The organism is Streptomyces sp. NRRL F-5727 (assembly GCF_000719555.1).
In the GTDB taxonomy this organism is placed as follows: Bacteria; Actinomycetota; Actinomycetes; order Streptomycetales; family Streptomycetaceae; genus Streptomyces.
Genome location: NZ_JOGX01000045.1, coordinates 1 through 14,034, shown reverse-complemented (window position 1 = coordinate 14,034; position 14,034 = coordinate 1). Strand labels below are relative to the sequence as shown.

Genomic DNA, 14,034 nt, shown 5'->3' with positions numbered 1-14,034 from the left:
CCGGAGCCGGGATCGGGCGGTCAGTCCGTGAGCTTCAGCGCCTGGCCGAAGGAGAGCTTGCGGTCGGTCTGGAGGAGCGCCCGGCGGTAGACCCGCGCGCTCACCGTGACGATGGCTGCGGCCGCCGCCAGGGACAGGCCGAGCGCCACGACCGGCTCCCACCAGGCGGCCTCGCCGGCGAGGACCCGGGCCGGCATGGTGACCGTCGAGGTCAGCGGGACGAAGGAGAGGATCTCCCGGGTGGGGCCGGATACGGTGACGCCGACGATGAAGACGAGCGCCGTGATCGCGTTGACCGGGGTGGTGGTGGACTGGATGTCCTCGGTACGGGTGGCGAGCGCGCCGGCCGCGGCGAACAGGCAGGCGAGGACGGCGATCCCGACCACGTAGAAGACGAGGAACCAGCCGAGGCCGGAGCCGATGTCGGCCAGCAGCTTCTTCTCGCCGGTGAAGAGCAGGCCCGCGACGCCGACCAGGCTGAAGAGGGTCATCTGGGCGAGCGCGAGGACCGTCGAGCCGACGATCTTGCCGATCAGCAGCGAGCGGACGGGCACGGAGCTGGCGATCAGCTCGACGATCCGGTTCTGCTTCTCCTCGACGACGCTGGTGGCGAGGGCGGCGCCGAGCAGCACGGCCGCCAGGTAGAAGAGGAAGCCGAAGAAGTACGTGGTCATCCGGACCGGGCCCTCGGGCGTCTTGTCCGGCGACAGCAGCACCCGCTCCAGGGCGGTGTCCTTGCCGAGGGCCTCCAGGCTGGTGCCGGCGGCCGCGGCGTTCTCGGCGAGCGCGTTCTGCTGGACGGCGGCGCCGATCCAGGTGGCGGCGATGTCGTTCTGCCCGGTGTCGCCGAGGAGGACCCAGCGGCCGTCCTCCCGGATCAGGCCGGCCTCGGCCTCGCCGGCCCGGACGGTCGCCCGGACCTGCTCGGCGGACGCCTCCTGGCGGACGGTGATCTCCACGTCCTGGCCGGCGCCGACGGCCAGCGCCTCGCCCTGGTCGGCCAGCCGGCCGGCCGGCTGCTCGGCGACGGCGACGGTGATCTTCCCCATCGCGTCGGCCAGGTAGAGCTGGAGGCCGATGGCGCCGACGATCAGGGCGAGCGTGACGAGGGTGGAGAGCAGGAAGCCGCGGTTGGTCAGCTTCACCTGGATCTCGCGGGCGGTGACGATCCGCCAGGGAGCCGTGCGCGCGGGGGACGTGGCGGGCGTGGCGGGCTCGGGGCGTACGGGGGCGGCCGCCGGCTCGGTCCGCGGTGCGGGGGACTGGGTCACGGTGCTCATGCGGCGGTCATCTCCCGGTAGATGTCGGCGATGCTGGGGACGAGGGGGGTGAAGGCGTGCACGGGGCCCCGGGCGAGGGCCTCGGTGAGGAGCCGGCCGGGGTCCGCGTCGGCGGCCAGCTCGACCCGGGCGCCGTCGGGGAGTTCCTCGACGTCGGTGACGCCGGGCAGGCCGCGGGTCCAGCCGGCGGGGGCGCCGGTGACCAGCAGGTAGCGGGGGCGCTCGCGGTGACGCAGCTCGTCGGCGGTGCCCTTGCCGACGACCCGGCCCTTCGCCATGACGACCAGGTCGTCGCAGAGCCGCTCCACCAGGTCGAGCTGGTGCGAGGAGAAGAGGACCGGGACGCCGGCCGCCGCGTACTCCCGCAGGAGCTCCGCCATCGTGTCGACGGCGTGCGGGTCGAGGCCGGAGAACGGCTCGTCGAGGACGAGCAGCCGGGGGCTGCCCAGCAGCGCCGCCGCGATCTGCACCCGCTGCTGGTTGCCGAGGGAGAGCGACTCCAGGCGGGCCTGGGCCTTCTCGGCGAGGCCGAGGCGCTCCAGGAGCTCCAGGGTCTCGCGGCGGGCGTCGGCGGTGGACTGGCCGCGCAGCCGGGCCAGGTAGACGAGCTGGCTGTGGACGGTCTGCTTCGGGTACAGGCCGCGCTCCTCCGGCATGTAGCCGAAGTCGCGGCGGTCCTCGGCGGTGGCCGGGGAGCCCTGCCAGCGGACGGTGCCGCCGTTCGAGGCGAGCACGCCCATGATCATGCGCATGGTCGTGGTCTTGCCCGCCCCGTTCCCGCCGACGAAGCCGGTCATCCGGCCTTCCGCGACCCGGAAGGACACCCGGTCGACGGCGCGGTGACCCCCGAAGTCGCGTACGAGTTCTTCCAGTTCCAGCATCTCAGTCTTCCTTCGGATCCATGGGCGGGCGGGCGGTCGGGGCGGGTCAGGGCAGGGGGTGCGGGGCGGCGTCACGGGGGTCGTCGAGCCGGGCGGGGCAGCCGGTGCGGTCCGGCGCCGAGGCCAGCCGCGGGAGGTGCCAGCTCCACCGGTGCGTCTCGTCCATGCGGAGATTCTGGTACCCGGGGGCCAGCACCTTCATGACCTTCCACCCCATGGCGGCGACGGGGGCCGGCAGCCGGGGCGTGAGGTCGACGGCGAGCAGCGCGGCGCCGTCGGCGTTCATGGACTCCGTCAACTCCCGTACCGGCAGCGGCGGGGCGGCGGACGGGCCGGGCAGCGGGACGGGCTCCTGGAAGCCGTCCGCCCAGGCGCGCACCGCGTCGTACGACCGCCGGGTCAGCATGTGGCAGAGCCGGTCGTGCTCGGTGACGACGAGCGGTCCGCGCGGCCCGGTCTCTCCTTGCGCGCGCAGCGCCCGCAGCGCGGCCCGCACCTGCCGGGCCTCCTGGAACGCCTTGACGGCGGCCTCGGCCGGGCGGGTCGACGCCTTCATGCCGACGGCGGCGAGCGGTACGGTGTCCCCGGGCGCGTCGGGCTCGATCAGCAGGGCCGTCATGCACCACAGGCCGGTCGCGGCGACCGGGATCCGGGCGAGGACGGGCCGCAGCCCCTCCGCCTCGGCCTGCTGCCACACGGCCCGCAGCCGGGTGTCCTCCGGCGCCGGGGTGTGGGTCGGCAGCCGCAGCTGCCGGCCCCAGGCGACGGTGAGGGCGTCGCGCTCGGCCACCTCGACCAGGGCCGCGCCGAGCGCGGCGTCGGGACCGGCGCCGGCCGCCGCCCCGGAGGGGCTCGGGTCGAAGAGGACGTCGTTCCGGGCCGGCCAGTTGACCAGGTCCGCGGGGACGAGGACGGTGGCGTCCGTGTCCAGGGCGCGGGCCTCGTGCCACTCCAGGACGGCGGTCGCCGCGTCGGGGTGGGCCAGGGCGTGACCGGGGTGGTACGCGTCCAGGGTGAGCGCGCCCAGCTCGGCCGCGGTGCCCCGGCGGGCCGGGAGCGCCGCCGAGGGGTGCAGGGCCCGGCGCTCGACGGCCTCGCCCGCCCCGCGCAGCAGCGCGTCCGTGCGGGACGGGCCGCTGGCGCCGGCGAACCGCGCCGACAGCGGCACGTCGGCCCCGTCGCGTACGAAGTCGGCGTCGACCGGCGGGAGTTCCACGGCGCTGCTCCACAGCGGGTCGCCCGCGTGCGGCGGGCTCACCGCGTAGCGCAGGGCGACGCCGGTGGCGGGGGCCAGGGTGGCCGGGACGTCGATCATCACGCCACCGCCAGGGGTGCGGGCACCGCCGGGGAGAGGAACGGCAGCGCCGGGCGGCCGTCGCGCAGGGCGGTCAGGGCGAGCAGGACGCCGGCCGAGCCGGTGCCGAGGTCGGTGGAGAGCCGGTAGCCGTACTGGCCGAGGAAGTCGACCCGGCCGGGCTCCGAGGCGATGGCCTCCCAGCCGAGCGCGTCGAGGTGGGCGTCGAGGACGTGCCGCTCGCTGGGGCGGGTGCCCTCGGCGAGCGCCAGGATCTCGCCGGCCCGGCCGTGCAGCAGCCCGCACGGGGTGGAGAAGCCGCCGCGGCGCACCGCGAGCAGCCGGTCCGCGGCGGCCCGCAGCCGTGCGTCGCCGGGCCGGTGCGGCAGGGCGGCGCGCAGCGCGACGGCGATGCCGGCCGAGCCGTCGAGTCCGGAGGTGAGGAAGCGCTCGTCGAAGCGCGGGTCCTCAAGGAGGTCCAGGTCGCCGCGGAGTTCGTCCACGGCCCGGTCCAGGAGGCGGGCGTCGCCGGTGGTCTCGTACAGCCGGATCAGGAACAGGGCGTGCCCGCAGCGGCCGTTGAGCAGTCCGACGCGGTTCGGGGCCGGGGTGTCGGGGAGCCGGGCGGCGAGCTCCGCGGCCTTCCCGAGGTACCGGTCGCCGCCGTCGGCGCCCGCCCGGTGCAGGGCGGCGAGGCCGAGGCCGGCGAGGCCGTTGGCGACGGTCGACCCGACGTTGGGATCGGCCTGGGCGAGGGCGAAGGCGCGGTCGAGCACCGTGTCCGCGGTGTCGCGGTGACCGAGTCCGTCCAGGACGTACGCGATGCCGGAGAGGCCGGTGAAGAGCCCGGGGCCCTCGCCGGTCGCCGTCCCGGCCTTGCGCAGCAGCCAGTCGACGTGCGCGGCGGGCACCTCGGCGCCGGCCCGGTGCAGCGCCCAGAGCACGCCGGCCGCGCCGTAGGCGAAGGTGACGCCGCCGTCGGCGAGGACGAACTGCATGACGTCGCCGGGGTAGAGCCGGTCGTCCCGGCCGGGGGTGGCCGCGTCGAGGATGGACGCGGCGATCGCCGAGGTGAGGACGGTGTCGCGGGCGCCGGCCGGCCAGGTCACGCCGTAGTCGGTGCGGGCGCCGAGGACGTCGTCGCCGAGGCCGCGCCGGATCTGCTCCACGAAGGCGGCGGGGAGCGGGAAGTCGCGGACGGCGGCGTCGAGGAGGGTGCGTATCTTCTCGGTGCCCCACGGGACGACGTGCGGCATCGGCACGAAGAGGGTCAGCCGCAGCACGTCGAGGGCGAACAGGTCGACGGCCTTGCCGCGCAGGTGGTCGGGGGCGCGGAAGCCGAGGGAGCCCATGGCCTGCGGCCGCTCCTCCTCGGTGGGGGTGGCGGTCTCCAGGTCGATGAAGGCGACGGTGTCGTCCTCGCCGACGAGGATGTTGCCGGGGTGCAGGTCGCCGAAGACGACGCCCCGCTCGTGCATGGCGTCGATGCCGGCGGCGACCTGGTCGAGGATGTGCAGCGCCCAGGCGGTGTACTCGGCGCGGGCGCGGGCGGAGTTGTCGGTGGAGCCGTAGGGGTGGCGGGTGCGGACCAGCTCGGTGAGCGGGGTGCCCTCCACGTAGTCGCGGGCGAGGAAGTGGTGTTCGTTGCCGCGGCGGACGTCGCGGAGGGCGGGGACGGAGGGGAGCCCTTCGAGGCGGGAGAGTGCCCAGTGCTCGCGTTCGAGGCGGGTGACGGCGTCGTCGCCGGCCGCGTCGAGGCCGGCCAGCGGGCGGGCCTCCTTGAGGAGGACCTCGGCGCCGTCGCGCTTGTCGACCGCCCGGTAGACGCCGCCGCCGTTGGAGAAGTGGAGGGCCTTGTAGACGCGGAAGGGGAAGTCGGCGAGGGTGCGGGCGCGCCGTTCGGCGAGGGCGGCCTGGAGGAAGGGCGGGATCTCGACCCAGGCCGGCGGGTGGAAGCCGGGCCGCCGCTCGTCGGGGACGAGCTCCCCGTCGGGGGTGGTGATGGCGGGGGCGAGGGTGCCGTCCTTGAGGCGGGTGGTCTTGAGGACGAAGCCGCCGTAGCGGACGTGGAGGGGGCCCTCGCGCCAGCGCAGGTCGCTGAGGATCGAGGGGGCGGGGGTGCCGCCGACCAGCTCCTCCAGGTCGTTCAGCGCCTTCTCCAGTTCGGTCTCGTCGACCGGGTAGAGGGTGATGAACTTGCCGCTGGCGCTGCGGTCGCCGTACTTGCTGCCGCGCCGGCCGAGGGTCTCCGGGTCGGAGATGTACTTGAACATCAGCCGGTGCTCGAGGCAGTAGGGGACGACGGCGTCGAGGAGTTCGGCGGCGTTGCCGGGGGAGGCCGCGACGTGGATCTTCCAGCCCTGGTCGGGTGTCCGGGAGTCCGGTGGGACGCAGACCGTCCATTCCTGGCCGCGGGTGGCGGTCCACCCCTCGGGGAGCGGGCGGCCCTCGCGGAAGTCCTGGCCGGCGGACTCGGTGGCGGGCGCGTCGTAGAAGAGGGTGTCCGCGCGGCAGAAGTTGATGAACCGGGTGTCGAGCACGGTGTCTCCAGGGGGATCAGAAGGGCAGGAAGGGCAGGACGTAGGTGCGGTGGAGCGAGGTCCACAGCGGCACCCGGCCCACCTCCACCTCGGCGGTTCCGGAGGCCGGCGACGGCGCGCGGGCGAGGTCGAGGGGGAAGGCGGTCGAGTCCATGCCCACGGCGCCGCCGAGGTCCACCGGGAAGTAGGTGGAGACGGGGACCTGGGTGGCGGCGGCGGGCGCCGCCCCGATCCGGGCGGTGCCGACGGTGTCGTTGAGGACCAGGCCGTTGGTCTTCAGCGTCACCCGCTGTCCGGCCCGTACGAGCTCGGCCGCGTCGCCCTCGGGGAGGACGAGGCGGGTCGCGCCGCCGGCGTCGGTGACGTACGCGGCGGAGACGGTCTGCTGGACCGGCAGGAACAGGGCGCCGCCGGCGGCCGCGGCGAGCAGGGCGCAGACGGCGAGGACGCGGCCGCGGCGGACGCCGGCCGCCCTGACCTCGGCGGAGAGCCGCAGGGCGCCGCGGATCAGGATCCACAGGGCGTAGGAGAGGCCGGTGGCGGCGAGGAGGAGGCCGACCCAGCCGACGCGCTGGAGGGTGCCGAGCCAGGTCTGGAGGGCGGCGGTGAGGAAGTACAGGGGGAAGGCGAGGCAGGCGAGGCCGTAGACGATCGTCCAGCGGGTGGGCAGTTCCCGCTCGTACGTGCCGCCGAAGAGGGTCCGGGCGAGCCACCGTCGGGCGTCGGTCATCGAGCGGTCGCGGAGGAAGGGGACGTCCACGTGGCTCATCAGGGCGATGTAGCCGTCGAGCTTGATGAAGGGCGTCAGGTTCAGCAGGGCGGTGGCGTAGCTGGAGACGGCGAAGAAGAGCAGGCAGGTCCTGGCGGTGCCGTCGGCCAGCGGCCAGGCGGCGAAGGCGGAGACGGCGGCGAGCGAGGTCTGGACGGCGGGGCCGGCGAGCGCGGTGTGGACGCGCTGCCTGCGGTCCGGGAGCCGCCAGGCGTCGGAGACGTCGCAGAAGAACGCCGGCATCAGGTAGAAGAGCATGACGCCGATGCGGGACGGGCGTCCGCCGTAGCGGATGAGGACCGCCGCGTGGCCGAGCTCGTGGATCGAGACGCCGATCAGCAGGGCGATCAGGACGCCGGTGAAGGCGGCGGCGGAGAGCGGGCTGTTCAGGGTGGCGACGACGGCGTCCCACTGGGCGGCCATCGCGCCCATGCCGAGCAGGATGCCGAGGGCGGCGACGGCCATCGCCCCGCGGGAGAAGAGGCGGGCGAAGAACGGCCGCATGGCCTGCATGGTCTTCCCCGGGCGCAGCAGCGTGAGCTGGAGGGTCATCGGGGGGACGAGCTGGAAGCGGGGGGCGACGGGCGGGGCGGGCGTCTCGCCGTCGTCGAGGAGGCGCAGGGTGTCGAGGCGGGTGACGGCGCTGCCCACGTTCTCGGCGCTCCAGACGCCGCCGAGCCGGGCCGCGAGGGCCTCGTGGTCGCGCTCGCCGTCGAACTCCTGGACGAGCCGGGCGATGTGCGGGGTGATGCGGACGTAGCGGGCGCCGTGCTGGAGGACCCATTCGCCCTGTCCGTCGGCGGGCGAGTGGACCTCGGCGCTCGGGGCGAGGCGAGGGCGCTTCGCGTGTGCCGGGAGAGTGGGGGCGGGGGGACTCGTGACAGCGCTCACGGGAGTTTCCTTGTCGAGGCGGCGGCGGGCAGGGGGAGGAGCGTGCGACACCCTTGCGGTGGTCCGGCCGGACCGGGGGCCGGCCGGACCACCGCAGATCCTCGGTCGTCACCCGAGTGGGGTTCCGAGGTGCGGCGGGGAGTCGGTCACGCCGTCTCCCACCGCGTCAGTGCGCTCGCCGGTGTCGTGCTCGGTTCCTCGACGCTCAGGTGAGGGTGATGGAGGTGGCGACCGAGGCGGAGATGCCGACGCCGACGGAGACTCCGGTCCAGAAGCCGGGGGACTCCAGGGTCTCCAGCTCCTGCATCTCCAGCTCGACGAGCTCGGGGGCGGCGGCGGTGTCGAGGGTGATCTGCTTGTCGCTCATGTCTGGTGCTCCTTGGGTGAGTTGGTGGGTCTTTCGGTGGTGCGGGGGTGGATCAGGTGAGGGTGATGGAGACGCCGACCGACACGCCGGTCGAGAAGGCGACGCTCCAGGTGCCCCAGCCCGGGGCCTCCAGGGCCTCCAGCTCCTGCATCTCCAGCTCGACGAGCTCGGGGGCGGCAGCGGCGGTGATGTCCTGGTTCTCGTTCATCTCTGTTTCTCCTGAGGTGGGTTCTGCTGTGGGTGGGTGGGGGTGGTGCGGTCGGCCGGCGGCCGGCTCGATCAGGTGAGGCTCCAGGCGACGGAGACGATCGAGATGCCGACGGAGACGCCGACGTTGGTGGCCCAGCCCGGGGCGTGCATGGCCTCGAGCTCCTGCATCTCCAGCTCGACGAGCTCGGCGGCGTTGGTGTCGAGGGCGATCTGCTTGTCGTTCATGTCTGTCTCCTTGATGAGTGGTGTGGGTGGTGCTGTTTCACCTCCGGGTCAGGCGCTGACGCCTGCCGGGAGGAGCTCTGGGTGGGGCCGGGTGGCCTCGGTGAGGAGCGCGGCGACGTCGTCGGCGCTCAACCCGCTGAGGGTGGGCAGTCCGGCGCCCCAGGCCCGGATGCTGCGCAGGGCGACGGTGCGGCGCAGGTCGGGTGCGAGGCGTACGGTGCGGTCGACCTGCCAGCGGTGCATCAGGCGGTGCAGGCCGTCCACGGGGTCGGGGGCGAGCCAGGGGTGCCGGTGGCCGAGCCGGGTCCACAGGCGGTGGACGCGGGCGGCGCTGCCGAAGCGGAGGTCCCCGTCGAGGGCCCGCTGCCACACGACCGGCCAGACGGCGGCGATGGCGCGCATCTTGGCGAGGCCGAGGGCGGTGGAGAGTTCGTTGGCGACGGCCCAGGTCTTCACGGCGTACGGGCTGCGGCCGGTGTTGATGTGCCCGAGCTGGCTCTCGGCGCTGAGCGCGGCGACCCGGAGCCGGGCGGTCGCGGGGGCGGGCAGGCCGCGGGTGACGTGCCGGGCGAGTTCGTCGCCGGCGGCGAGCAGCTCCCCGGCCAGCTCCTCGACGGCGGCGTCCTGTTCGGGCAGGTCGAGGGTGTCGCTGCTGTAGGGCATGACGGCCCGGAAGAGGGCTTCGAGGGCGCCGTCCATGAGGAGCGGCCCGGGCAGGGTCTCGGTGGCCTCGGCGGTCCGGAGGATCGCGCGGGGCCGGAGGCATTCGCCCATCGCCAGGCGCTTGCCGCCGTGGTACGGGAAGCAGGCGACGGGTCCGGCCTCGGTGCCGGTGCCGAGGGTGGTCGGCACGGCGAGGACGTGGGCGTGGTCTCCCCAGCCGTGCGGCAGGGCGATGAGGCCGCTGCGCTGTCCGGCGGTGAGGTAGGGCAGGAGGTCGGGCCGGCTGCTCACCGCGGCGGCGAGTTTGGCCAGGTCGAGGGTGGATCCCCCGCCGACGCCGATGATCAGTTCGCCGGGGGTGAGCCGGGCGGCGAGCGCCTCGACGGCGGGGAGGCCGCCGTCGGCCGGGGTGAGCGCCCGGGTGGGCGTGATCCCGGCGCGGGCGATTCCGTCGAGGACCCGGCGGGTGACGGGCAGGCCGTCCACCGCGGGGTCGGCGAGGAGGGTCGCTCCGGTGGGGCGCAGCTCGCGCAGGAGTCCGGGGAGCTGGTCGTAGGTGTCGAGGACGGGGGCGGGGGCCATGGCGGGTCAGCTCCTCGGGGCGGCGCCGGCGACGGCCGGCAGCAGGCTGTCGAGTCCCGCTTCGACGCAGGTCATGAGCTCGGCGACCTCGTCGCGGGAGTACGTGAGGGCGGGGACGAGCTGGACGCCGGAGGGGCCGGGGTGGACGATGGCGCCCGCCTCGCGGATCCGGGTGACGAGCGTGGCGACGTCGGCGCCGGTGAGCGGGGTGCCGTCGGGGTGGGCGAGGCGCAGGGTGCGGAAGCAGCCGGTGCCGGTGGCGCCGGTGGCGAGCGGGTGGCGGTCGACGAGGTCGGTGAGGCCCTGCTGGAGCCAGGCGGCGACGTTCCGGCCGGCGGCGACGGCGTCGAGCCGTTCCATCTCGGCGATGGTGGCGCTGACGGCGGCGCAGGCGAGGGCGGTGGCGCCCTGGGTCTCGGCGTGGGCGAAGGTGGTGTCGTGCTCTTCGAGGGCCCGGGTCACGCGGTGGGCGACGACGAGGGCGGAGGCGGGGCAGGCGCCGTTGGTGAGGCCCTTGGAGGTGACGAGGACGTCGGGGCGGCCGGGCCAGCTCTCGGAGGCGAAGTAGCTTCCGGTGCGGCCGAAGCCGGTGGCGACCTCGTCGGCGACCAGGAGGAAGCCGTGCTCGTCGCGGAGCCGGCCGAGGGCGGCGACGTACTCCTCGTCGAGGGGGACGGTGCCGGTGCCGACGACGGGTTCCACGACCACGGCGGCGACCTGCCGGCCGAGGGCGGCCATGAGCCGTTCCAGTTCGGCGGTGTCGTTGGGGCCGACGTGGCGGATGAGCCGCTGGTCGACGCCGTACACCCGCTGGCCGAGGTCCTCGCCGGTGAGGGCGAAGCCGCCGAAGGTGAGGCCGTGGAAGCTGCCGCGGAGGGCGACGACCAGGTTGCGGCCGGGTTCGCCCCGGAGGGCGTGGTAGAGCCGGGCGAGCTTCATGACCGCGTCGTTGGCGACGCCGCCGCCGGTGGAGAAGAGGACCTTGCCGTAGTGGTCGGGGCCGCAGACGCGGACGAGGTCTTCGGCGGCGCGGCGGGCGTAGACGTTCTCGAAGCGGAAGGAGCCGAGGTAGGAGGCGTTCCGGGCGGCTTCGGCGATGGCCTGGGCGATGCGCTCGTTGCCGTAGCCGAGGTTGGCGTTCCACAGGCCGCTGTCGGCGTCCAGGACGGTGCTGCCGTCCGCGAAGGTGACGCGGTGGCCTTCGGCGCGGGTCGCGCAGAGCCGGTCGTCGCCGTGGCTGGAGGGCGGGATGAGGTAGGGCCAGAGCGCGGTCATCGGGTGGCTTCCGTGGTCAGGAGCGTCACGCGGTGACGCTCGCCGGGCGGGGTGAGGAGTTCGCGGGTCAGGACGGTCAGTCCGGCGGCGGCGAGTTCGGCCTCCAGGACGTCCAGGCCGATCACGGCCACCCGGTCGGTGCAGACGGTGACGGGGCTGTCGTCGGCGGGCGGGTCGGCGGGGAGCAGGGTGACGGAGCGGCTGTCGGCGCCGGCCGGCCAGTGCTCGTACAGCTCGTAGGCGGTGCCGCCGGCGCCGGTGACGCGGACGGCCGTCTCGTCGGGGCCGTCGTCGTCGCCGCGCTCCAGGGCGGTGAGCCGGAAGCGGCCGCCGTCGGCGAGGTGGTCGAGCACGGAGCGGTACAGGCCGGCGCGGCCGTCGGCGTCGAGCAGGGAGAGCGAGGTGGTGCCGAGCAGGATGTGCGGGAAGCGGCGGCCGAGCGCGAAGGCGGACATGTCGCCCTGGACGACGGTGCAGCGGGAGCGCATCGAGGCGGGTGCCCGGTCGAGTGCGGCGCGGAGCAGGTCCAGCATGTCGGCGGAGAGGTCGAGGGCGGTGACCTCGCGTCCGCCGGCGAGCAGCGGGAGGGTGAAGCGGCCGGCTCCGGCGGCCAGGTCGAGGACCGGGCCGGGCGCGGTGCGGACACCGGAGAGCAGGGCGCGGGTCTCGGGGTCGTCGTAGGTGGCGAGGTCCTGGTAGAGGGGGGCGCCGAGGCGGTCGTAGAGGCCGCAGTGGCGGGCCCGTGCGCCGAGTTCGGCGACGCGGCGGGCGGCGAGGGTCGTGGTGGCGCCGGGGGCCGTGTCGGTGGTGGCGGTGGTGGGTGCTGTGGCGGTGGTCATCACGCGGCCGCCGGGAGGGGCAGGCGCAGGTCGACGCCGTGTCGGTCGAGGAGCGCGACGGTCCGGGCGAGGTCCTCGGCGGGGACGAGCCCGGCGGCGTCGCCACCGGTGGCGAGGAGGCATTCCAGGGCCCGGGCGGCGCGGACGTCGAGGGCGAAGAGGCGGTGGCCGGCGACGGCGTACGCCTCCTCCCGCCCCTCCTCGGCGCGGTGCAGGACGATCGGCAGGCCGGGGTCGGTGAGGTCGGCGGCGGCACCGGTCGCGGCGAGGCCGGGGGTGAGCCGGGCGCCGAAGCCGGAGACGCGCAGGCCGGTGACGCCGCGGGCCATGAGGCTGCGCAGGGCGGTGACCGCGGCGAGGTAGCGGGGCAGGTGGGGGCGGTCGGCGCGGGTCGAGGCGAGGGTGCCGGGCGGCAGCGCGCGGCCGGTGCCGGCGGCGCCGTGGGTGAGGTCCGCGTGGCGGGCGGTGAGGGTGTCGAGGGTGTCGTCGACCGTGCCGAGCACCGCTCCGGTGGGGGAGAGGGAGACCCGGCCGTCGGGGTCGGCGTAGAGCCGCAGGGCGGGGCCGTCGGCCGGGTCGTGGCCGCCGCCGAGGGCGTCGGGGTCGGCGAGGAGGACGGAGGAGGTGACGAGGAACTCGGGGAAGACGCCGTCGGTCAGGGCACGGTCGGCGTCGGCGAGGAAGGCCGCGTGATCGTGCTCGTCGAAGACGCGGACCACTGTGGGCCCGAAGACCGTCATGAAGGGGCTGGCGGCGTAGGAGTGGGTCTGGAGGAAGAAGTCCTGGCCGTTGGAGAACTCGCCGCCGGGCTCGGTGAGGCTGCCGTCGTAGGCGGCGGCGCCGTCCGGTACCTCGCCGGGGAGTCCGGGGACGAGGACGAGGGTGTCGGGGCCGGCGAGTCCGGCGGCGGTGGCGGCGGCGAGGTGGGCGGCGTCGGCGAGGACGAGGGTGTGGGTGCCGGTGGCGGGTGCCGGGGCCGGCGGGTCGAGCGGCGTGCCGGTGGCCCAGGAGATGAGGTGCCGCTTGAGCCTGCGGCGGGCGGTGTCCGCGTCCGAGAGAGCTGTCGTGTCCATGCCAGAGAGTCCTTCGTCGGTCCGTGTCCCGTCTGCCGCTGGGCGCCGGGAGGCACTGGTTCAGGAGGAAGAAGAAGAGGAGGGGAGGGGGGAGGGCGGGCCGTCGGGTCGGGTCAGGGGGCCGTGACGGCCTGGAGGATCGAGGAGAGGTCGGAGAGCGAGTCCCGGGAGCCGAAGAGCTTGTGCACGGCGCTGGTGTTGAGGACGATCTCGTCCACCCCCGCCTCCTCGTACGCCCGCAGCCCCTTCACGACCTGCGCGAGGTCGCCGCCGACGAACGCGCCGGTCTCCACCACCCCGCGCGCCACGTCCGCGAGCTGTCCCGAGCTCACGTCCACACCCGCCCGGCCGAGCATGTCCAGATAGTGCGGCGCCTGCATGTGGGCGGCGTTGCCGGCCACGGCCAGCCGCTCCGGGGAGGCGCCCTCGCGCCCGTCCGCCTCAAGCCCCGTCGGCACCATCGCCACCACCCGCGGCAGCGAGGTCCGGCCCGCGCGGGCCGCTCCCTCGGCGACCGCCGGCAGGATCACGTCCCGCAGGTACGAGGGCGGGGTCAGCCACGTGATCACGACGTCCGCGACCTCGCCGGCCAGCCGCGCCATGCCCGGCCGCAGCACCCCCAGGCCCACGTCGACCCGGGGCGCCGCGGCGGGGGCGAGCTGCCCCCGGAAGGTGTAGTGCGGGCCCGCGGCCTCCACGGTCTCGCCGTCGAGCAGCCCCCGCACCGCCGTCACGTACTCCCGCGCCACCTGGAGCGGCTTGGCGTACGGCGCTCCCAGGATGTTGGCCTGGAAGGCCGGCGAGCCGGGGCCGAAGCCCGCGATCACCGGCTCCCCGGTGGCCAGGGCCACCGACCGGGCCTGCAGCGCCGCCTCGTACGGGTGGCGCAGCGGCATCAGCGTGACCCCGAAGCCCGTCGGGACCCGGAATCCGGCCCCGGCCATCCCGGTGAAGGTCTGGTGCGGCTCCATCACCATCGCCTGCCCCTGCCAGAGCCGGGCGGCTCCGGTCCACCGGACCAGTCCGGCGAAGGGGAGGGCCTGCTCCAGCCGGCGCGGCACACAGGGGAGGAGCACGGAGTAGTCGGTCATGGCGGCGGGTCTCCTGCGGTCGGTGTCCGGCGGGGCGGGCGGCGGGCGGTGGGC

The 14,034-nt window shown here is 75.2% G+C and carries 13 protein-coding genes; all 13 read right to left on the bottom strand.

What is annotated here, in order from left to right; translation table 11 throughout:
• Window positions 1–20: 20 nt before the first annotated feature.
• Entirely contained in the window at window positions 21–1,280 is a 1,260-nt protein-coding gene (locus tag IF73_RS0126195; protein ID WP_051717311.1) for an ABC transporter permease, read from the bottom strand.
• Window positions 1,277–2,161, bottom strand: a complete 885-nt coding sequence (locus IF73_RS0126190) for an ABC transporter ATP-binding protein (RefSeq protein WP_031012257.1) — start codon at window positions 2,159–2,161, stop codon at window positions 1,277–1,279. Before IF73_RS0126190 ends, IF73_RS0126195 begins: the two co-directional genes overlap by 4 nt.
• Before the next feature lie 46 nt (window positions 2,162–2,207).
• Window positions 2,208–3,476 carry a YcaO-like family protein gene (locus IF73_RS0126185; RefSeq protein ID WP_031012255.1) on the bottom strand — a complete coding sequence of 423 codons (1,269 nt, stop codon included), beginning with the start codon at window positions 3,474–3,476 and terminating at the stop codon, window positions 2,208–2,210.
• Window positions 3,476–5,995, bottom strand: a complete 2,520-nt coding sequence (gene lanKC, locus IF73_RS0126180) for a class III lanthionine synthetase LanKC (protein WP_031012253.1) — start codon at window positions 5,993–5,995, stop codon at window positions 3,476–3,478. The genes IF73_RS0126185 and lanKC overlap by 1 nt, the downstream gene beginning before the upstream one ends.
• 16 nt (window positions 5,996–6,011) lie before the next feature.
• Window positions 6,012–7,655: a daptide biosynthesis intramembrane metalloprotease gene (gene mpaP, locus IF73_RS41195; RefSeq protein ID WP_031012252.1), complete on the bottom strand. Its 1,644-nt coding sequence runs from the start codon at window positions 7,653–7,655 to the stop codon at window positions 6,012–6,014.
• Between the two features lie 205 nt (window positions 7,656–7,860).
• Window positions 7,861–8,022, bottom strand: coding sequence for a daptide-type RiPP (locus IF73_RS41600; protein WP_199806720.1), 162 nt, complete (start codon window positions 8,020–8,022; stop codon window positions 7,861–7,863).
• A 52-nt stretch (window positions 8,023–8,074) separates the two neighbouring features.
• Window positions 8,075–8,230, bottom strand: a complete 156-nt coding sequence (locus tag IF73_RS41595) for a daptide-type RiPP (protein ID WP_189846800.1) — start codon at window positions 8,228–8,230, stop codon at window positions 8,075–8,077.
• A gap of 71 nt (window positions 8,231–8,301) precedes the next feature.
• Window positions 8,302–8,457 carry a daptide-type RiPP gene (locus IF73_RS41590; RefSeq protein WP_199806719.1) on the bottom strand — a complete coding sequence of 52 codons (156 nt, stop codon included), beginning with the start codon at window positions 8,455–8,457 and terminating at the stop codon, window positions 8,302–8,304.
• Between the two features lie 48 nt (window positions 8,458–8,505).
• A complete protein-coding gene (gene mpaC / locus IF73_RS0126155) occupies window positions 8,506–9,702 on the bottom strand; it encodes a daptide-type RiPP biosynthesis dehydogenase (protein ID WP_051717309.1) in 1,197 nt (398 codons plus the stop codon).
• 6 nt (window positions 9,703–9,708) lie between these two features.
• A complete protein-coding gene (gene mpaD / locus IF73_RS0126150; protein ID WP_031012250.1) occupies window positions 9,709–10,977 on the bottom strand; it encodes a daptide-type RiPP biosynthesis aminotransferase in 1,269 nt (422 codons plus the stop codon).
• A complete protein-coding gene (mpaM, locus tag IF73_RS0126145) occupies window positions 10,974–11,816 on the bottom strand; it encodes a daptide-type RiPP biosynthesis methyltransferase (RefSeq protein WP_031012248.1) in 843 nt (280 codons plus the stop codon). Before mpaM ends, mpaD begins: the two co-directional genes overlap by 4 nt.
• A complete protein-coding gene (mpaB, locus tag IF73_RS0126140) occupies window positions 11,816–12,889 on the bottom strand; it encodes a daptide biosynthesis RiPP recognition protein (RefSeq protein WP_051717308.1) in 1,074 nt (357 codons plus the stop codon). The genes mpaM and mpaB overlap by 1 nt, the downstream gene beginning before the upstream one ends.
• A 113-nt stretch (window positions 12,890–13,002) precedes the next feature.
• The coding region (locus IF73_RS0126135) for an LLM class flavin-dependent oxidoreductase (RefSeq protein WP_324616105.1) at window positions 13,003–14,034 on the bottom strand (1,032 nt) is incomplete at its 5' end.